The organism is Shewanella sp. GutDb-MelDb, assembly GCF_002836075.1.
Taxonomy (GTDB): domain Bacteria; phylum Pseudomonadota; class Gammaproteobacteria; order Enterobacterales; family Shewanellaceae; genus Shewanella.
The window spans coordinates 14,735-36,425 of sequence record NZ_PJBM01000236.1; the positions used below are offsets into that span (position 1 = coordinate 14,735).

The following is a 21,691-nucleotide window of genomic DNA, read 5'->3' on the forward strand; positions in this document are numbered from 1 at the left end:
ACAGATAACTAAAACCGTCATGAATTATAAAAAATGGCCAGTGGCCAAACAAATTGGATTGGTCACTTTTATTCTTACGCTTATTATTTTCGGTGCGTTAGGCAGTACCTCCTATATTTCCGCCTCTAATGTATTAACCGAAAAAGCAGAAACTGCAATGCAGGCTCAAATGAACGGCACCGCCGATCTTATTGAGCTTCAATACGACAGTTTGTTATCACTCGCCCAACGTAATGCAGATGTCTTTAGAGCCATGTACCCTGGCAACTTCCATAAGCCTGATAGAACTGTGCGAGTATTAAGCATAGACACACCTGCACTGGTACATGAACGCGAGCAAATCAACTCCTCTAAAAGTAAAGTCGATCGCTACTCCAAGCTAACGGGCGGCAACGCAACCGTATTTGTGAGAGACGGTGATGATTTTATGCGCATAGCAACATCGCTAAAAAAAGCTAATGGAAAACGTGCTTTAGGTACTTATCTTGGAAAAAATCATCCCGGTTACAGTATCTTACTGCAAGGCCAAACCTATGAGGGCTATGCACGCCTATTCGGTAAAGACTATATGACGGTTTACCGTCCGATTAAAAATAAAGCCGGGGCTGTCATTGGTATTCTCTATATCGGTTTTAATATCAGCGACTCGTTAGCACAGCTGCGTAGCGCAACCAACAATCTTCGCCTTGAAGAAACCGGCAGCTTTCTCATTATTCGTAAATCAGATCAAACGATTGTAGCCCAACCAGGCCATGAAATTGGTGCAGAAGCAAACAAGAGTGTGCTTAATGGTATCACTGTAGAGCAAGCCTTGACGGATCAAGGTTCATGGGAGTTCATCAACAATGATGGGGCAAAATCCTATGCATATACACTCAACATACCGGGTTGGAACTGGGCTCTTGTCGGCCAAGTGCCGATGAAAGAGCTCAATGAAGAGAGTGGTAAGTTGCTCACCGTCAATTTGATTGTTTCCACCGCAGGCTTAATTATCATCACCTTACTACTGTCGTTGATTTTGCTTAGAGCACTTAAACCACTGCAACAACTTGAAGTACAACTCGACAATTTAGGTAAAGGCGACCTGTCACAAAGCTTTGCAATCACCGACAGTAATTCAAACAATGAAGTCGACAAAATCACTCAAAGCGCCTCAAGGATGGCAACCAACCTTAGAGAACTGATCATTTCGCTACAGCAATCAGTGACCTCTCTGCAAGAACATGCAATGCAAACTCAAGAAACGGCAAGGCTTAATGGTGAAGAGTCTCAAGGCTTAATGGCGCAAACAGACCAAATTGCCACCGCAATTGAAGAGATGTCAGCCTCGGTGCGTGACGTGGCCAACCATGCTAGCGAAGGCGCGCTCATGAGCCAGCAAGTTGATTGTGCAGCGCAAGATGGTACCGCGCACCTAAATCAGCTGCTCATCGGTTTACAAAACCTCAGCGAACAACTGGCGACCAGTCATGAAAGTGTTGAACTTGTCAGTAAAGAAAGCCTCGCGATTAGCCAAGTCACTGAAGTAATTAATAGTATTGCAGAGCAAACTAATCTACTCGCGCTTAATGCCGCCATTGAAGCCGCTAGAGCGGGTGATCAAGGCCGCGGGTTTGCAGTTGTTGCAGATGAGGTGCGTACCTTAGCCCAGCGCACGCAAACGTCGACATCAGAGATCTCGCATACAATTACCCAACTTCAAACTCAAGTCAAAGCGACTGCGACTCAAATGACTCAGAGTAATGAACTGGGCGATCGCTCTGCTATTCAAGGCAAAGAAGCAACTGACCTACTCATTAAAATTACTGAAAGTATTGGTGAGCTAGCGGTTGCGTCGAGCAGTATAGCCAGCGCCACTGAGCAACAAAGCGCTGTCGCGGAGGAGATAACCCGTAACCTCCACCAAATTACCGAACTAGCTAGAGATGGAGAACAACGTTCGGGTGATACCGTAGATTCCGCAGAAAACCTCACTCTTATCGCCAATGATATTAAGCAGAAAATCAGTATTTTTAAGGCTTAATATTTATAACTAAAAGCGCTAATGTAAAAATTGGTAAGGTAAATGAAGCAACAGACAACTGTTGCTTCATTTATTTGTTTAAAGGTTAATAAGACTTTAAGCAGGTATAATGAGCTGCAAACGCCCATCCATTATTACGCCATATTGTTCAACACTATTTGCGCGCAGTTCATCAAGAGAAAAGTATGTTTCGTCACTTATTGATAGTATCTTTTATCGTGATTATGGCAGGTTGTGCGAGTCCACAGACCAATCCAGTTGAAGGCAAAAAATTATTGATTATTGCCGGTGAAGGGCTCAATACCACTTATATTGGAAGCCCCGCCGCTAATGATTTTATGTTTGATGTAAGCAAAACATTTGCCACTAGTCTGGGTACCCAACTTGAAGCATTTGGTTTTGAGTCTTACTTATTTTTAAGCATCAATAGTAAGACCTATAAACAAGAGTATCAACGAGCGGTTAACCATCTAATGACAGATGGAACCATTGACGGAATAGCAGAAATAAAAGTACTCCATGTAAAAGATGAAATGACTAACGAGATATCGCTCTCTGTAAGTTACTTCACCACTGAACCTTGGATTAAAAATTGCGACTTACGGACGTCTAAAAACTGTCATAGCGTTACATTATTAGACAAAATCGGCAATCAAAAGTATTTGATCGTCGATCAGCAGACTGAAAAATTTAATAAAACACCGGTAGCTGAAATGGTCACTGACACTGCATTATTTATCTATCGTGCCGAACTGTAATCGCTATCTAGTTAGGCTACAGTCCCTGGATAATACCTTTTAGACCCCCTACTGTGCAGCTGTAGAAGTGCACTTACATAATCCTCACCACCATATCAGCCATTATCATTATGCTTAAACCATCCCCTATTACTGCCATAGCAATAATCCCCAGACTTATAACATCCAAACCGATAACACCTACATAGTAACCAGGCCATAATATCAACCTCTAACTCGGTGGCTAAATTAACGATGCGACTCCACTCAGTCGGAAGTTTACACCTCCAGTTACTCGTCTTATTGGTTTGGTATCAAATCGCGCTTTTTCAATCTATCCAAAGGCTGTTTTTGAAATTAAGATAAAGCGTTAAACATAGTGAATAATGCAGTAATCAGTAATCAGTAATCAGTAATCAGTAATCAGTAATCAGTAATCAGTAATCAGTAATCAGTAATCAGTAATCAAAGCATAAAAAAATGGCCTCATCGAAAGATGAGGCCATTTTCATTGTATCGTTTTAACTGTCAACTGACCTATTTTTAACGGGTCAGTTTCACGCTAATGCGAGACTTTTCAGGACCATTCAACTTATCAGAAATTAATCTTCAGTCTCAATATCTCGATCCATATTTTCAGTATTTTCAAGCCAAAGAGCGTTGATAATACCGAAGGAGCAGGCTAGCAACACACCTAAAATCCAAGCAAAATACCACATAGTCTAAGCTCCTTATTTAGTAGAGTGAGGTCTTATTTTTTTCGATGAAGTCGCGTGATAAACGACCAAACATCTTCAAATAAGTCCAAGTGGTGTAGCTTAATACAATCGGTACAAAGATGATTGCAGCCCATGTCATTACTGTTAGTGACACTTCACTCGCCGTTGCATCCCACATGGTCAAGCTCACATTCGGCTCTAGTGATGATGGCATCACGAATGGGAACATTGCTGCGCCACAGGTTAAAATAACCGCTGCGATACCAAGTGAGCTGAAGAAGAACGCAAAACCTGAGCGGTTCATGCGGCTTGATAGCAACACTAAGATTGGCATTAGTAGACCCAATACAGGGAATAGCATAGTGACAGGGTACTTATCGTAGTTAACCATCCAAGCGCCCGCTTCAACTGCTACGGTCTTAAGCGTTGGATCAGATACACCGTAAGTGTCGATAACAGAAGTAATAACGTAACCGTCAATACCGTTTACCAACCATACGCCTGCTGCGCCGAAAAACACGAATAACAGTACGGATAACACCTGCGATGTTTTGGTCGCACGTACACGTAGCTCGCCTTCAGTCTTCATCTGTAGCCAAGTAGAGCCTTGTAGCATAAACATGCTCACACACACTAAGCCAGCAAGGATGCCGAACGGATTCAATAGACCGAAAAAGCCACCGTGATAAGTTGCACGTAGGTATTCGTCAAAACTAAACGGAACACCTTGAAGCAAGTTACCAAACGCAACACCGATGATCAGTGGCGGTACAAAGCCACCAACGAACAATGCCCAATCCCATGACTTACGCCATCTTGGATCTTCAATCTTCGAACGGTAATCAAAACCGACAGGTCTTAGGAACAATGCAAATAGAACCAGCATCATTGCAATATAAAAACCTGAGAAAGAAACCGCATAGACAGTAGGCCATGCCGCAAACAATGCGCCTGCACCAGTGATTAACCAAACTTGGTTACCGTCCCAATGCGGGGCGATAGAGTTAATCATGATACGACGTTCAGTGTCATCCTTACCGATAATCGGTAGTAATGCACCCACGCCCATATCAAAGCCATCAGTGACAGCAAAACCGATGAGCAGCACGCCGACAAGTGCCCACCAGATAAATCTTAACATTTCATAGTCAAACATAATCAGATCTCCAGTTTAAGCATCTAGCTTTTCAAAGTGATAACGACCCGTCTTCAAACAACTTGGACCTTGACGGATAAACTTAATCATTAGAAAAAGCTCAATCACTAACAAGATTGAATAGAAGATGGTTATTGAGATGATACTGAACAACAGATCGTTGACCGACAAGTTTGAAGCTGACATAAAGGTCGGTAACACTTCGGATATTGTCCAAGGTTGACGACCATATTCAGCCACAAACCAACCACATTCAATGGCGATCCAAGGTAGCGGTAGGCTATAAAGCGCCGCTCTAAGTACCCACTTTTTCTCTTCAATCTGATGACGCGTACTCTGCCAAAATGCTGCAGCAAATACGAACAACATCAGAACACCAGCACCCACCATGACACGGAAAGACCAGAATATAGGGGCTACATTTGGAATAGAGTCATTGGCAGCCGCTTTAATTTGCTCATCAGTCGCGTCAATAACCTTGTCGGTATAACGTTTCAGCAGGAAGCCATAGCCTAAATCGCCTTTCGACGCTTCAAATGCATCTCTAATTTCAGCGGTTTCATTGCCTGTTCGAAGTTGCTCAAGTAGGCCATATGCCACCATACCGTTGCGAATACGCACTTCGTGATCAGCAATTAAATCTTTAATACCAGTCACTTGCTCGTCTAGTGAACGAGTGGCAATAATCCCCATTGCGTACGGGATTTTAATCGCATAATCAGTATGCTGTGTTTCCTGATTAGGGAAACCTACCACTGTAAATGCTGCTGGAGCAGGCTCTGTGTGCCATTCAGCTTCAATAGCGGCGAGTTTAACGCGCTGTGCTTCACCGACTTTATAGCCAGACTCATCACCCAGTACGATCACTGACAAAATAGACGCCATACCAAAGCTTGCTGCGATAGCAAAAGAGCGACGAGCAAATGGCAGGTCACGTTTCTTTAGGATATAAAAGGCACTAATTGCCAAAACGAACATTGCACCGGCAACATAGCCTGATGCTACAGTGTGAACAAACTTCACCTGTGCAACGGGGTTAAATAACACTTCTCCCCAGCTAGTCATCTCCATACGCATGGTTTCGTAGTTGAACTCGCTACCCACAGGGTTTTGCATCCAACCGTTAGCCACCAAGATCCAAAGCGCCGACATGTTAGAGCCTAGAGCGACTAACCAGGTAATGGCAAGATGTTGACGTTTGCTAAATCGGTCCCAACCGAAGAAGAACATGCCGACCAAGGTCGACTCGAGGAAAAAGGCCATTAAGCCTTCAATCGCGAGTGGCGCGCCAAAAATGTCGCCTACATAATGTGAGTAGTATGACCAGTTCGTACCGAACTGGAACTCCATTGCTAAACCGGTTGCTACACCGAGCGCGAAGTTAATACCGAATAACTTACCCCAGAACTTGGTCATATCTTTATAGATTTGCTTACTGGTCATCACATAAAGTGATTCCATAATGGCTAGCAGAAATGCTAACCCCAAGGTCAAGGGAACAAATAGGAAGTGATACATGACCGTCATCGCAAACTGAAAGCGCGACAGCTCAACAACCTCTTCTAAAATCATTTGTGACTCCTTAGGTAGTACGTCCAATTACTATTGTTAAATCCCCATCAACAACAGTAACTGCCTATACAGGAATATTAATGCAGTAAACTAGGCTATCGTTATAAAAAGCCCACTTGACTGCGTCTGTTTGTTTAATTCATAAATGTTGTAATTTAAAGCGCAAAACACTATCAAGCGATAGCTTACCATCACAGTATCAACAGCTAATGTGACCGACATCTCAAACCTGTGAGCATAAAACCAACAAATTAGTTAATATCAGTCACTTGCAATACAAAATAAGTTTATCTGCAGGAGATTTATACCATTCAGAATTGATTCAAATCAATCAATGCATTCGCTTTCAATGGGTTTTGGGCTAGAGCACACAGTTCCACCCAACCCATCATTGACAGAAGATTCAACCCGTGATAGGGCTCGCGATAAGCAGATGTAAACAAGTAATTTATTCCGCTAGCAATACATTTATCCACATAAATAGATGAAACATAAATAACATCAATTATAGCAACAATATTACTATCGCTAAAATAATGACTCTAAATACAAAAATACATACAAACACCATAAAAGCAACGATTTACAAATAATAACGTGATCGGTATTTATAAAGCACAACACAAAGATGATTAGTTTTACTAATCTCAACCTATAATTTTTCTCGTTTGATGAAAAAAATAATTTCGCATAGAATGAGCACCAAGTTAAGGAGACGGTCTAGTTAACCCGGTGAAGTTGCCCGGAAAGACTTTTCTCCGCTTATATCATCAATCAAGCGTGGAGATACCATTATGAATACATTTTTTGAGCGTCTAGTTAGCCGTTATCAGCGTGTTTTCGTTGAGCTTTATACATCAAGAGAGCGTTAATTTAAGTTTTCTTTGCAAGATTAATCTTGAAGTTTTGTTAGCGCAAAGCGGCCACTCTTAGCAATAAGAGTGGCTTTTTAATATTCAAAATTCACGTTTTCTATAAGTTCTCCTTTCCATTAGCTTTTCTCGCTAACCTGCTATAACTGTACTTAGTCATTCGACATCGCCCAATAAGGGTAAAACATCTTAAATTAGCATTACATGCATCGCTAAATTTGACCTAATCGCCTGTTTAATTAATCTTTTTTTCATTTTAGATTTAGGCATAAAAAAAGCCCCTAATATTTAGGGGCCTTTGAGGCGGTTAACGTTAGCGTATTTATACGCTAATGCTAATTAACCAATTGATTTTCTAACGTTACGGAACATTCTCATCCAGGGACTATCTTCACCCCATGAATCTGGGTGCCATGAGTTGGCAACCGTTCTAAAGACACGCTCGGGATGCGGCATCATAATCGTTACACGGCCATCAGTTGAACTCAATGCCGTAATCGCATTAGGTGAACCGTTAGGATTTTGTGGATACTGAGTCGCTATTTGACCATTAGCGTCAACATAACGCAGTGCAATGGTACCTGATGCTTCAGCAGCGGCTAATGCCTCAGGTGAGGCAAACTCTGCCCGACCTTCACCGTGAGAGACTGCAATCGGCATACGAGAACCTACCATCCCTTCAAAGAACAAAGATGGACTCTTCTGTACTTCAACCAAACTGAAACGGGCTTCAAAGCGCTCTGATCGGTTACGCACAAAGTGTGGCCATAATTCAGTACCAGGAATGATGTCTTTTAGATTCGACAACATCTGACAACCATTACACACCCCCAGCGAGAAGCTATCATCGCGTTCAAAGAATTGACTAAACTGCTCACGAGCGCGCTCGTTAAACAAGATTGACTTAGCCCAACCTTCACCCGCACCCAGAACGTCACCGTAAGAGAAACCACCACAAGCCACTAGGCCTTGGAATTCCTCTAAGCTGATCCGCCCGCTGAGAATGTCACTCATGTGAACATCTGTCGATTCGAATCCAGCACGATCAAATGCAGCCGCCATTTCGATATGCGAGTTAACACCTTGCTCACGTAAGATAGCCATCTTAGGTGCTGCACCTTTTAAGATAAACGGCGCAGCAACGTCTTTACTTGGGTCAAAGCTTAAATCAACCGTCAGACCAAGATCGTTATTGTCTTGTTTAAGCTCATGCTCCTCTTTGGCACACTCAGGGTTATCACGTAACGCTTGCATGCGGTAAGTGGTCTCAGCCCAAATGGTACGCAAGGAGGTACGTGACTCAGTTAAGATTTCACGTTCAGCATCAAAGATGGCGATTTGGTCGCTATCTGTTAGCTCGGCAACTTTATGGCAAGGAACACCCGCAGCAACAAACTGGGCCCTAATCGCAGCAGACTGTTCACGACGAACTTGGATTACAGCACCCAACTCTTCGTTAAATAGACGCTCAACGTCTGTCCCTGTTAATGCACTTAAATCAATATTTAAGCCAGTGTGACCGGCAAATGCCATCTCAACGAGTGTGGTGTATAAGCCACCATCACTTCTATCGTGATAAGCAATAATTGATTTATTGGCAACTAACGGCTGAATGACTTCAAAGAAGCCTTTTAGCGTCGCTGAGTTATCAAGATCTGGCGCGATATCGCCAAGTTCACTGTAAACTTGCGCTAAACAAGAGCCGCCAAGACGATTCTGACCTAAGCCTAAATCGAGCAATAACAGTTCGCTGTCGCCTTTATCTGTGCGTAGCTCTGGCGTGACGGTGTTGCGAATATCCTGAACGACACCAAATGCCGTAATAACTAATGACATTGGCGAGGTCACGGCTTTTTGAACGCCGTTATCTTCCCATGCAGTCTTCATCGACATTGAGTCTTTGCCTACTGGAATGGTCAGTGACAAGTCAGGACATAGCTCTTCACCAATCGCTTTAACCGCTTCATAAAGGCCTGCATCTTCACCAGGGTGACCCGCAGGTGACATCCAGTTAGCAGACAACTTAATCCGCTTGAACGAGCCAATATCAGTACCGGCGATATTCAAAATTGATTCCGCTACGGCCATACGCGCAGATGCGCCAAAGTCGAGCAGTGCCAGCGGCGTACGCTCACCTATCGACATAGCTTCACCGACATAGGCATCATAGCTTGACGCTGTCACTGCGCAATCGGCGACAGGAACCTGCCATGGACCCACCATTTGATCGCGATTAACTAGACCGGTTACCGTTCTATCACCAATGGTGATCAGGAAGGTTTTTTCAGCAATAGTCGGTAAACGTAGCAAACGGTGCGCCGCTTCTTTAACGGTAATATTACTTTGATCAAGCGCAGGTGAGATGGCTTTAGCGCTAACAACGTCGCGGCTCATCTTAGGGGCTTTACCTAACAAGACTTCTAATGGCAGGTCAATTGGATAGTCTTCGAAATGTTCGTCACTTAAGATCAGCTCTTTCTCTGCTGTTGCGACGCCAACAACGGCAAACGGTGCACGTTCACGTTCACAAATGGCGACAAATATATGCAGATTCTCAGGTGCGATTGACATAACGTAGCGCTCTTGCGACTCGTTACACCAGATCTCAAGCGGGCTCATCCCTGGCTCGTCTGAGGGTACGTTACGCAGCTCAAACTTACCGCCACGTCCGCCATCGTTAACAAGTTCAGGAAAGGCATTCGATAAACCGCCAGCCCCCACATCATGGATAAACTGGATTGGGTTCTCATCACCCATCTGCCAACAGCGATCGATGACTTCTTGGCAGCGACGTTCCATCTCTGGGTTTTCACGCTGAACAGAAGCAAAATCTAAGTCTTCACTCGATTGACCCGATGTCATTGACGAGGCTGCACCACCACCAAGACCGATGTTCATGGCAGGGCCACCTAGCACAACAAGCTTAGCGCCAACGGTGATCTCGCCTTTTTGCACATGATCTTCGCGAATGTTACCTAAACCACCCGCAAGCATAATTGGCTTGTGATAGCCGCGGACTTCTACGCCATTGTGACTATTAACTTCCTGCTCGTAGGTACGGAAGTAACCGACCAGCGCAGGACGACCAAATTCGTTGTTAAATGCAGCGCCGCCCAATGGGCCTTCGGTCATAATATCTAACGCGGTAACAATACGATCGGGTTTACCGTAATCGGCTTCCCAGGGTTGAACAAAACCAGGAATTTTAAGGTTTGAAACACTAAAGCCGGTCAATCCCGCTTTTGGCTTAGATCCACGACCTGTAGCGCCTTCATCACGGATTTCACCACCAGAACCTGTCGCAGCGCCCGCATAGGGGCTTATTGCTGTTGGATGGTTGTGGGTTTCGACCTTCATCAAGATATGCATAGGCTCGGTGTGATAACCGTAAACACCATCTTGCTTAGGGAAAAATCGACCCGCGGTAGCACCCGTCATCACCGCGGCATTATCTTTATAAGCTGAAAGGACATTATCGGGTGTGACAGCCATGGTGTTCTTAATCATTTTGAACAACGATTTAGGCTGAACCTCACCATCAATTTTCCAATCAGCATTGAAAATTTTATGACGACAGTGTTCAGAGTTTGCCTGTGCAAACATCATCAATTCAACATCGTGCGGATTACGCGCTAACAGTTTGAAGTTTTCAACTAAGTAGTCGATTTCGTCTTCAGCTAATGCCAGCCCTAACGTGGTGTTTGCCGATACAAGTGCACTGCGTCCTTCACCAAGAATATCAACGCTTTTGAATTTTGTAGGTTCAGTGCGAACAAACAACATATCGGCGGCATTAAAGTCCGTTAAAATCACTTCGACCATGCGGTCATGTAATAGCGCAGATAACGACTTTGCTTGTTCAGCAGTCATGTCGTCAGCAACAACGTAGTAAGCAATACCACGCTCTAAACGCAATACTTTATCGAGTCCACAGTTGTGGGCAATATCCGTTGCTTTAGAAGACCAAGGAGAAATGGTACCGGGACGGGGGGTAACAAAATGGAGACGACCTTCTGGCTGGTGTGCTTCAATAGCAGGGCCATAGGTTAAGATTTTTTCAAGCTGTTGAGTTTCATTTTCATCTAGTGATTCTTTCAAATCAGCTAAGTGGGTAAACTCGGCATAGATTTGGCGCACGGGTAGTGCTGCCGATTCACAAGCTTCCATCAGCTTCTGTACTCTAAACGCCGAAAGTGCAGGGGCTCCGCGGATGATCTCCATCACGTCTTTCTACCTTATAAATTATAATTGCAGGGTCAGATCTGGCGCCATTATAGGGAAATGTTTGCCACAAATCATTAGCAGTCGTTATAGAAAACAGTGTTTCCTGTGTAGGGGAAAGTGCTCGCTATTTTTTGTCGATTTGCTGAGCAAAATGTTAATTTAGCGTCATACTGAAATTGAACCCTTGATGAAAAACTGCACTTTTTTTGCAACACTTAAGAATGTGGTATAATCGACGACTATTTCTTTATATTTTAAGCGCTAACCCATAATAATGATGAAAAGATTTTTACTTGTTTACTGCTGCGTTATCTTACTGGCTGCCTGCCAGAAGGTCGCTGTGGAACAAGAAAAACCTAGCGTCATTGTGCCTAAAACGGAATTAGTGGTTGGCACCATATTTGGCCCTCAGATCTACTTTAGTACCGGCCAAGGTGACTCCGGTTACGATTACGAGATGGCGGAGCGTTTTGCTAAATACTTAGAACTCGAACTTAAGATGCAACCTTATGGCAATATCAGTGAGCTTTATAGTGCACTAAGGCGTGGCGAAGTTGACTTAATTGCGGCAGGACTTGCTGACACACCGTCAAGACGAGAGCAGTTTCGAGTCGGTCCACCTTTATACCGAGTTAACCAAGTTTTAGTCTATCGACAAGGCACTCCACCACCGAAAGATATCAATAAGCTGCAAGGTGATATCACGGTGATCAGCGACTCCTCATTTGTTGACACCTTAATCGAACTGCAAAAATCTAATCCCAACCTGGTTTGGGATCAGGAAAAAGATAAAGACGCAGAAGAGTTACTCACCATGATTGCCGCTGGCGAGCTGCTCTATACCATTGCCGACTCTACCAGCTTAGACATCAATAGACGCTTTATGCCTGAGCTACGCCAAGGGCCTATATTAAAAGAAAAACAACCGGTTGTTTGGTTGTTGCCGCCCAATAATAGTGATCGCCTAATGAGCAAACTATTAGCCTTTTGGCATATAGAAAAACGCCGTGGCACCCTCGCCCAGCTAAACGAAAAGTATTTTGCTCACGTAAAACGTTTTGACTATGTCGATACCCGCGCCTTTATTCGTGCCATCGATAATAAACTGCCTAAATACCAAGCGACGTTTGAAAAATACGCTGGAGATATTGATTGGCGCAAACTTGCAGCTACCGCTTATCAAGAGTCACATTGGAATCCCAATGCACGCTCACCGACTGGTGTACGCGGATTAATGATGTTAACCCTACCAACGGCAAAGCAAGTGGGCATTAAAAATCGCCTTGACCCTTTTCAAAGTATTCAAGGTGGCGCTAAGTATCTCAACAGTATGCTAGAGCGCTTACCCGATTCAGTGCCGGAGAGTCAGCGTATGTGGTTTGCACTCGCCTCTTATAATATTGGTTTCGGACATGTTGAAGATGCACGAAAATTAGCCCAATCAATGGGGCTCAATCCTAGTGCTTGGCGAGATATTAAAGAAGTTTTACCGCTGCTACAAAAACGTAAGCATTACAAAAAAACCCGTTATGGATATGCTCGCGGTAATGAAGCGGTTCACTATGTCGATAGTATCCGTCGTTATTACGACACTTTAGTGTGGATTGATAACCAGAATATTTTACTTGAATTAAAGGAAGATGTTACTCAAACTGCAGATAACAGCGGCCAGGTCGTTATCGAAAATGCTCAACCGCAGTAATAGAGCCCCATAACCCAAGACAAATTCATTAAAGCTTCATCTGATAACGTTAGAATCGTGGCTGTAGACCTTTCGAGCTTAGTTTTTGTTCGACTCTTTACCGTAAAGATGAATGATTTTAGTACAATAATTAAGTGAAAGATCGTAACGCACTCTAGTAGTGAAAGACCAACGGCCCTTAGTTACTCACCACAAGTTCAGGAGATCACATGAGAAAGAAAGCGATTAATAATATTGCAGCACGTCGCCGTACACAGCTGAAAACGCGCCATTTAAAAACCTTAAATAGACAAAAACAGTTCTTCGTTTTTATTCGCCCTTCTGAGTGATACCCATCGCATTAGGTATCCGGCCATTGTTGATGGGGAAGATGTACTTCTATGGTGTTGTGGATGAGAATAACGAGATGCTGCAATTCACGCCTTGTATAAACCCATTTTGCCACATGAATAAATAGATCATTTATTTAATTTGGCCGGTATCGCTTGCAGAGCATCTAGTTTAGCTAGGGCTTTAGCGGTTTTTTTCTCTTTTCTACGTCGCCTAAAAAAGGCACTTAACTGCTCAGCACATTCGGTTTCGAGCACACCAGATGTCACCTCCACCTGATGATTAAACGCACTGTGACGTACGATATCAATGACCGTCCCCGCAGCACCGGTTTTTTCATCATTGGCACCAAACACCAACCGACTAATCCTTGAATGCACAATGGCGCCAGCGCACATAGCGCAAGGTTCTAATGTTACATACAAGGTGCTATCTATTAGGCGATAATTTTCTAATACTTTACCCGCTTGGCGAATACACTGCATTTCTGCATGGGCGCTGGGATCATGCAAGCCAATACTAAAGTTAAAACCGGCACTTATCACTTCACCCTCTTTGACTAATACCGCACCAACGGGCACCTCACCTTTTTCTTCAGCCTTAGTGGCCATCTCCATCGCCATCTTCATAAAACGGCTATCTTGTTCCTGCTGTGACAATCGGTGCCCCTATTACGTTATAAAACCGCTCAATGCTATGTGACATCATTCCAATGCGACTAAAACACTTAGCTTGGTTACTTTCATCGTCATTATACCAAGCTTTAATTCGTTACAAGTAACAATTTCCCCCCTCAGCCCTCCACTAAATGCTCTCTAGCCACTTCACCTCATCAACCCGTTCACCAAAGAATGTCGCCCCAGCCACAGTATGATGACCATAGTCATAAAAGTATTTCTGATAATCATCATTAATGGCGTAACAGAGCTGTTTACGCTTATTGCAAACATAATCCATTCTATCGAGCACCCTAACAGTGGGGTATTTATCCCCAAGCCTGATTAAGGTCATATTTGCCTGCAGGGTAAACTGCTTAAATTCTCGGTCAGAAAACTGCTCAAAATGTTTCTGATTGATTTTAGTAATATCGAGGCTAGAAACATTGTTACCACCTCGCTCCTTTAGCAATAAGTGAAATAGAAAGTCTGCATAGGTACGCTGACCAAACTCCTCAAATTCATAAATATTTTTGACTAAAATTAGTTTTTTATTATCCGCAATCGAACGGGTAACGATGGTTTCGAGCTCAATAAGATCGGCAGGTTTATACTGAGATGCGAACATCACAACATCGGCCAAGAGGTAATTGGGTGAACGATAAAAAGTCTCATCGATGTTACCTATCTGAGTGCCGAAACGTGCTATTTGAAATTGGCGCTGGGTGATGACGCTACTCGTAAGCACATTAAAAATGTCTTTAGAGTGCGAGTTCCCCACTATCAATAAACGCTTTCGGTCATCTTTAGTGTCAAACCACTGAGTCCTGTCATAGCTGTTCTTATCAACACCATAATCCTTATTACCACTGAGAGTGCGCAGTTGGCTCCAGCTATTGGCGCCAAGCTGTCGATTATCCGGCTGATAAGATTTCACCATTAAGTTCGAGTCAGCATCATTGGATTTATAGAGCTGATTTGCATCTACCAATAGGCCTGTCATTGCAAATGCCACCGTCAACACACCACCACTGGTGAAAATAAATCGCCGACTATAGGTCTGCTTATTCCTCAAAGGGACCTCAACAAAGCGCCAACTCAGGTATGACAGAGCAACAATAGCAATACACAGAGACAGCATCAGCCAATGTGAGGGTTCTGTAAAGCTGCGATACTTAACCAATGCAAATATAGGCTGATGCCATAGATAAGCACTATAACTTATCAGCCCAATACCGACAAAAAACTGCCGACTTAAAAGCTGCTGCACCAAGGTGCCATTTTTGGCAAACAGAATAATCAACACCGTTCCAAGAGTGGGAATTAACGCGTACAAACTTGGAAAGGGAGTAGTGGAATCGAAAATGAAAATTGAAAATAGCACTAACAGCAAACCCAATATGCTCAGCAGGTTATTCAGCTTTTCTGGCAATAACTTATATTTCTCTTGCTGGAGGCTAAACGCCGCAAAAACACCGATGAGTAGTTCCCAACCTCGCGTAGGCAACAAGTAAAAGTTTGCTGACGGCGCATTATATGCTGCCCATTGTGCTAAAGATAAACTAGCCAAGAAAATCAGCACCAATGCGCCAAGAATGACACGTTTGCCTTTACCCCATAACATCATTAAGAACAAAGGAAAGAAAATATAATATTGCTCTTCAACCGCTAAACTCCAAGTATGCAACAAGGGTTTTAGCTCGGCGGCGGTATCAAAATAATCACTCTCTAGCCAAAAGAGGATATTAGACGAAAAAGTAGATACTGCGACAATGCTTTGAAAGAAGTCTTTAAGGTCCAGCGGCATTAACCATAGCCAGGCGAAAGGAATACAGCAAAACATGACAAAAAACAGCACCGGTAAAATCCTTCTGGCCCTGCGTTCATAGAAGTTAATAATGCTAAATTTGTCCTGCTCGAGTTCAGCCAAAATAATACTGGTGATCAGGTAGCCGCTAATGACAAAAAATACATCGACCCCCACAAAACCACCGCTAAACTGAATAAAGCCAGCATGAAATAAGATAACGGGAATAACGGCAACCGCCCTTAAACCATCGATTTCAGCTCTATAACGCATAGGCTAGCTCCTGCTAATCAATCCCAATCCGTTAAATTAGTATAAGAAACATCGGTTTGTTTCGCTTACAAATCGCGCTAATAAAAAAACGCACACATATTACTATGTGCGCGTTTTTATTTTGACTAACAGTTAGGCGTTATCCGTTACGGATTATTCCCACTCAATCGTTGCAGGTGGCTTACCTGAAATGTCGTAGACAACACGCGAAATGCCGTCAACTTCGTTGATGATTCGATTAGATACGCGACCTAAGAAATCATACGGTAAATGCGCCCAATGAGCTGTCATAAAGTCGATAGTTTCTACCGCACGTAAAGACACAACCCAATCGTACTTACGACCATCGCCCATCACGCCAACAGAACGTACCGGCAGGAACACAGTGAACGCTTGGCTCACTTTGTTGTAAAGGTCAGCACTGTGCAGTTCTTCAATGAAAATCGCATCCGCTAGACGCAATAAATCACAGTACTCTTTCTTTACTTCACCCAACACGCGCACACCAAGACCCGGTCCTGGGAATGGGTGACGATAAAGCATGTCATACGGCAGACCGAGTTCTAAACCAATCTTGCGCACTTCATCTTTAAATAACTCACGCAGTGGCTCAACAAGGCCCATTTCCATATCGTCTGGCAAACCGCCAACGTTATGGTGTGATTTAATCACGTGCGCTTTACCTGTGGCACTACCAGCAGATTCAATGACATCAGGGTAAATAGTGCCTTGAGCAAGCCATTTTGCATTAGCGCATTTCTTTGATTCTTCATCGAAGATCTCAACGAAAACACGACCAATGATTTTACGTTTTGCTTCAGGATCCGCTTCGCCAGCCATTTGTTCTAAGAAACGGTGTTCAGCATTCACATGAACAATGTTAAGTCCAAAGTGATCGCCAAACATATCCATCACTTGCTCAGCCTCGTTTAAACGTAAAAGACCGTTATCAACGAACACACAAGTCAACTTATCGCCAATCGCACGATGAAGTAGCATAGCCACAACCGATGAATCAACACCACCCGATAAACCTAAGATAACTTCATCGTTACCGATCTGTTTTTTAAGTTTCTCAATGGCATCTTCAATAATTGAAGACGGTTTCCAGTTAGCATCACAGCCACAGATCTCAAGGGCGAAATGCTCAAGCATGCGCTTACCTTGACGAGTGTGAGTCACTTCTGGGTGGAACTGCACGCCGTAGAACTTTTTGTCTTCATTCGCCATCGCGGCAAACGGACATGTCTCGGTTTTTGCTACAGTAACAAAACCTTCAGGAATTTCAGATACCTTGTCGCCGTGACTCATCCATACGTCAAGCAGAGGCTTACCAATGTCACTGACCGCATCTTCGATGCTTTTGAACAATGCTGATTCGGTTTGAATTTCTATTTGCGCATAACCAAACTCACCTTCACCCACACCTTGAATCACTTTACCGCCAAGCTGCTCAGACATGGTTTGCATGCCGTAACAAATCCCCAGTACTGGAACGCCTGCGTTAAATACATATTCTGGTGCACGAGGAGAGCTGTCTGCAGTCACACTTTCTGGACCACCGGCTAAGATAATGCCGTTGGGTGCATATTCACGAATTTGTTCTTCGGAAACATCCCAAGCCCAAAGTTCACAATAAACACCGATTTCACGAATACGGCGGGCAATCAATTGGGTGTATTGAGATCCAAAATCGAGGATGAGGATCTTATGCTCATGAATATTGTTCATGGGGTACCTTATCTTTATATTTTTATTTAACTAAATTCTTAATCTTACGTAGAGGTCTTGCGTCGCGATGAGGCTAGCCAATGTCCACATAAATAAAAGGCGACAGTCACTGTCGCCTTTTCAAACCTTACGAGCCGAAACTGTAGTTCGGCGCTTCTTTGCTGATAGTCACATCATGCACATGAGACTCGCCCATACCTGCTGAGGTAATTTTCACAAATTCTGCTTTTTCATTAAGATCTTTAATGGTCGCACAGCCCGTTAGGCCCATGCATGAACGCAAACCGCCCATGTGCTGGTGAATGATCTCTTTAAGCTTACCTTTGTAAGCAACGCGACCTTCAATACCTTCTGGCACCAATTTGTCTGCAGCGTTATCGCTTTGGAAATAACGGTCAGACGAACCTTGTGTTTGCGTCATTGCGCCAAGAGAGCCCATACCGCGGTATGACTTATAAGCGCGGCCGTTATAAAGCTCAGTCTCGCCTGGTGCTTCATCAGTACCTGCAAACATAGAACCCGCCATGATGCATGATGCACCGGCAGCGAGTGCTTTAGCCAAATCACCAGAGAAGCGAATACCGCCATCGGCAATAACGGGGATATTAAGGTGCTTAACCGCGGCAGCAGCGTCAGAAACAGCAGTAATCTGCGGCACACCAACACCGGTGACGATACGAGTCGTACAGATAGAACCAGGGCCAATACCGACTTTAACCGCGTTAACGCCCGCTTCAACCAGTGCTAATGCACCTTCAGCTGTGGCAACGTTACCGCCAACAATTTGTAAGTCAGGGTATTTGGCACGGGTATCACGAATACGCTGCAGAACGCCTTCAGAGTGACCATGAGATGAATCGATAAGCAGTATATCAACACCGGCGATAACAAGTGCGTCAACACGCTCTTCATTACCTGGGCCAGCGCCAACGGCAGCGCCAACACGTAATCGACCTAATTCGTCTTTACAGGCGTTAGGCTTACGCTCAGCTTTTTGGAAATCTTTAACCGTGATAAGACCTTTAAGCTTAAAGTTACTGTCAACAACAAGTACTTTCTCAACACGGTGAGAATGCATCAGCGTTTGAACTTCATCAAGCTTGGTGCCTTCAGGCACGGTCACAAGGCGATCTTTAGGGGTCATCACCTGATCAACAGTACGGCTCCAATCAGTAACAAAGCGAACATCACGGCCAGTAATAATACCGACAAGTTCGTGTGCGTCATTAACGACTGGGTAACCCGCAAAACCGTTTTTAATCGTGAGAACTTTAAGATCGGCAAGGGTGGTGGTTGGCGTTACAGTGACTGGCTGTTGAACAATGCCCGCTTCGTAAATTTTTACTTTGCGCACTTCTTCAGCTTGTTGCTCAATCGTCATATTTTTATGAATAAATCCTAAACCACCTTCCTGAGCAATCGCAATTGCTAAGCGTGCTTCTGTGACGGTATCCATCGCAGCTGACACTATAGGCGTGTTTAGTTCTATCGTATTGGTTAGACGTGTTTTGACAACGGCAGTATTTGGGAGGACGGTGGAGTGCGCAGGAACTAGCAACACATCATCAAACGTTAGCGCTTCTTTCTTCAATCTTAACATGCAACATCTCCCCAAGAGAGTAGGATTTAGAGGTGAAATATTGCGGCGAGATTATACCTTGCATATCTGGGTTGGTAAATGGAAAATAGGCATTAATTAGCATTTAGTGTGAAATAATCATGAAAACCGCAAAAAACAACGTTTACACGGTCTCTCGGCTCAATGGTGAAGTAAGACAGCTCCTTGAGGGACAGTTGGGCCGAATTTGGCTAAATGCTGAGATTTCAAATTTTGCCGCCCCCGGTTCTGGCCACTGGTATTTGACCTTAAAAGACAATGCTTCGCAGATACGCTGCGCCATGTTTAAAGGCCGCAATCAAGCAGTGACTTTTCGTCCGGTCAATGGTCAGCAAGTATTAGTTAAGGGCAATATTAGCGTTTATGAGCCAAGAGGCGATTATCAGCTACTCATAGAATCTATGCTCCCCGCAGGTGACGGTTTATTAGCTCAGCAGTATGAAGCGTTAAAGATGAAGCTCGCGGCCGAAGGCATGTTTGCTGCAGACACTAAACGTCCATTACCCAAAAACATTCAACGAATAGGCGTGGTCACCTCCCCTACTGGCGCGGCTATTCGCGATATCTTGCATGTATTAGCAAGGCGTGACTCCTCAGTGGAAGTCATCATCTACCCAACCCCAGTGCAAGGCGTTGCTGCCGCGAAAAGTATCTGCAGCGCCATCAACCTCGCCAACACCCGCGCTGAAGTTGATGTACTGCTGGTCACCCGTGGCGGCGGCTCATTAGAGGATTTGTGGTGCTTTAACGACGAAGGGTTAGCACACACTATCTACAACAGTGGCATTCCAGTAGTGTCCGCCGTCGGTCATGAAGTTGATACGACCATCAGTGATTATGTCGCCGACCTTCGCGCCCCTACCCCATCCGCCGGTGCCGAGTTGTTATCAAATGATGCCGACAACAAAGCCCAAAAGCTCACTGCAGTATTGTCACGCTTAAAGCAAAGTTGGCAGCATTATCAGTTAAAGCAGCAAAGTCGACTGCAAACCGCAGAGCACCGCCTGCAAAAGCAAGATCCGCAGCGCCGCTTGCAAACCTATGAACAAACCTTTGATGAGATGCAATTAAGACTGCAAAAAGCGATGCAATCAAAACTGCATGGTTTGACGTTAAAGCAGCAACAACTCAGTAGCCGACTCGACAATCAATCGCCGCAACATCGATTAGATTTAGAGAGCCAACGTTTAAGCTATTTGGGCGACAAACTCACCGCGCTAATGACAGATAAGTTAAACATGAGCGAGCAACGTATCGCCCATCGCGCTCAGCAGTTAGACACAGTGAGTCCACTGGCGACATTAAGCCGAGGGTATAGTATTACCCTAAATGGCGAAGGTAAGGTGCTACAGGCGGCTGACGACACTATTGTCGGTGATACGCTGACCACACGTTTGCGAGATGGAAGTGTGAGCTCGACGGTTATTGAGGTGGGGTAACCTGTTGCAGATTCTATCTTCACTTGAGAAGGCATGTTCAAAGTTCGTTTGAAAATTAACGTACAGCTAATCAAACTTCGTTTGATAAAGGTCGTGAGCTTCCAGTTCACACTCGGCCAAGAGGGGATCAACAGCAATCCCCTCTTGGATCACCCCTGCCGCCCCGACGAAGTTGTCTTCCTCGTACTTATTCGAAATAGCCTAACGCTTCCAATGGGGCATCTGATGTAAATGGACTTACGAATGTCGTGGTGGCATGGATGCCAAGGAACGACCTGCCCCGCGAAAGCTATGCCCACGTCCGTGTGGGCATTACGGCTCTTTCTTCAACGTACTTCGGCACCTCCGATGGGGAAGTCGTGTTTTCTGTGAATTTGTTTGTGTGTTTATTTTCTGAGTTCTTATTTCTAACGAAAGAGCCAGATGTTTGCGCTTTTCAAACCCAGTGTAGATGCGGCTGAGGCCTTCGGTTTCAGGGATGAAACCGCAGAGCGGCCATGGATGGCGAAAAGCGTGCCTCTGTTGCGTCTGCACATACGTTCATTCGCATCCATGTGATCACGACATTCGCACATCCATGTGCAGCACCACCGCTGGTCATTGGAACCACAACACTGAGAATATCAAGCTACGCTTGACCAAGGTCGTGGTGCTTCGCCCACACCAGAGCCAAGGGGCAAAGCGCTTGCGCTCCTCTTTGATCTTCAATATAAGCAACTTCTACAAATTCTTTATGTGTATCAAGGCCAATAAAAAGTATGTTATGTTTATTCATGCAGATCTCCGATTTAGTTTCTTTAACAAAACTATTATGGCTCTGGCTTTCAGCTAA

Annotated in this window: 13 protein-coding genes; 4 read left to right on the forward strand and 9 right to left on the reverse strand. The window is 44.3% G+C overall.

What is annotated here, in order from left to right:
• Positions 1-19: 19 nt before the first annotated feature.
• Both CXF82_RS14775 and CXF82_RS14780 read left to right on the forward strand, forming a co-directional pair.
• Positions 20-2,023 (forward strand): methyl-accepting chemotaxis protein, encoded by a 2,004-nt coding sequence (locus CXF82_RS14775; RefSeq protein WP_101093328.1) that lies wholly within the window; start codon positions 20-22, stop codon positions 2,021-2,023.
• A gap of 185 nt (positions 2,024-2,208) precedes the next feature.
• Entirely contained in the window at positions 2,209-2,781 is a 573-nt protein-coding gene (locus CXF82_RS14780; RefSeq protein ID WP_101093330.1) for a hypothetical protein, read from the forward strand.
• Positions 2,782-3,362: 581 nt separating this feature from the next.
• Here the strand turns inward: CXF82_RS14780 and cydX are convergent.
• The 4 genes from cydX to purL all read right to left on the reverse strand — a co-directional run bounded on the left by cydX (position 3,363) and on the right by purL (position 11,300).
• On the reverse strand, positions 3,363-3,479 hold the full coding sequence (gene cydX / locus CXF82_RS14785; protein ID WP_101093332.1) for a cytochrome bd-I oxidase subunit CydX: 117 nt from the start codon (positions 3,477-3,479) through the stop codon (positions 3,363-3,365).
• Between the two features lie 16 nt (positions 3,480-3,495).
• Positions 3,496-4,635, reverse strand: coding sequence for a cytochrome d ubiquinol oxidase subunit II (gene cydB, locus CXF82_RS14790; RefSeq protein ID WP_101093334.1), 1,140 nt, complete (start codon positions 4,633-4,635; stop codon positions 3,496-3,498).
• A 15-nt stretch (positions 4,636-4,650) separates the two neighbouring features.
• A complete protein-coding gene (locus CXF82_RS14795; RefSeq protein ID WP_101093336.1) occupies positions 4,651-6,207 on the reverse strand; it encodes a cytochrome ubiquinol oxidase subunit I in 1,557 nt (518 codons plus the stop codon).
• A 1,211-nt stretch (positions 6,208-7,418) separates the two neighbouring features.
• Positions 7,419-11,300: a phosphoribosylformylglycinamidine synthase gene (gene purL, locus CXF82_RS14800; RefSeq protein ID WP_102044456.1), complete on the reverse strand. Its 3,882-nt coding sequence runs from the start codon at positions 11,298-11,300 to the stop codon at positions 7,419-7,421.
• A 280-nt stretch (positions 11,301-11,580) separates the two neighbouring features.
• On the opposite strand from purL, the gene mltF reads away from it, so the two are divergent.
• A complete protein-coding gene (mltF, locus tag CXF82_RS14805) occupies positions 11,581-13,005 on the forward strand; it encodes a membrane-bound lytic murein transglycosylase MltF (RefSeq protein ID WP_102044459.1) in 1,425 nt (474 codons plus the stop codon).
• 458 nt (positions 13,006-13,463) lie between these two features.
• Here the strand turns inward: mltF and tadA are convergent, their stop codons facing one another.
• The 4 genes from tadA to guaB all read right to left on the reverse strand — a co-directional run bounded on the left by tadA (position 13,464) and on the right by guaB (position 19,402).
• A complete protein-coding gene (tadA, locus tag CXF82_RS14810) occupies positions 13,464-13,994 on the reverse strand; it encodes a tRNA adenosine(34) deaminase TadA (protein ID WP_101093340.1) in 531 nt (176 codons plus the stop codon).
• Between the two features lie 145 nt (positions 13,995-14,139).
• Positions 14,140-16,071 carry an acyltransferase family protein gene (locus tag CXF82_RS14815; protein ID WP_102044457.1) on the reverse strand — a complete coding sequence of 644 codons (1,932 nt, stop codon included), beginning with the start codon at positions 16,069-16,071 and terminating at the stop codon, positions 14,140-14,142.
• Between the two features lie 153 nt (positions 16,072-16,224).
• The gene (guaA, locus tag CXF82_RS14820; RefSeq protein WP_101093344.1) at positions 16,225-17,802 is read right to left on the reverse strand and encodes a glutamine-hydrolyzing GMP synthase; all 1,578 of its coding nucleotides are present in this window, start codon (positions 17,800-17,802) and stop codon (positions 16,225-16,227) included.
• Between the two features lie 127 nt (positions 17,803-17,929).
• Positions 17,930-19,402, reverse strand: a complete 1,473-nt coding sequence (guaB, locus tag CXF82_RS14825; protein ID WP_101093347.1) for an IMP dehydrogenase — start codon at positions 19,400-19,402, stop codon at positions 17,930-17,932.
• A 119-nt stretch (positions 19,403-19,521) separates the two neighbouring features.
• Between guaB and xseA the strand changes: the two genes are divergently transcribed.
• Positions 19,522-20,859, forward strand: a complete 1,338-nt coding sequence (xseA, locus tag CXF82_RS14830; protein WP_102044458.1) for an exodeoxyribonuclease VII large subunit — start codon at positions 19,522-19,524, stop codon at positions 20,857-20,859.
• Positions 20,860-21,487: 628 nt separating this feature from the next.
• Here the strand turns inward: xseA and CXF82_RS22355 are convergent.
• Positions 21,488-21,691 (reverse strand): hypothetical protein (locus CXF82_RS22355; RefSeq protein WP_219621790.1); only part of this gene is annotated, 204 nt, incomplete at its 5' end.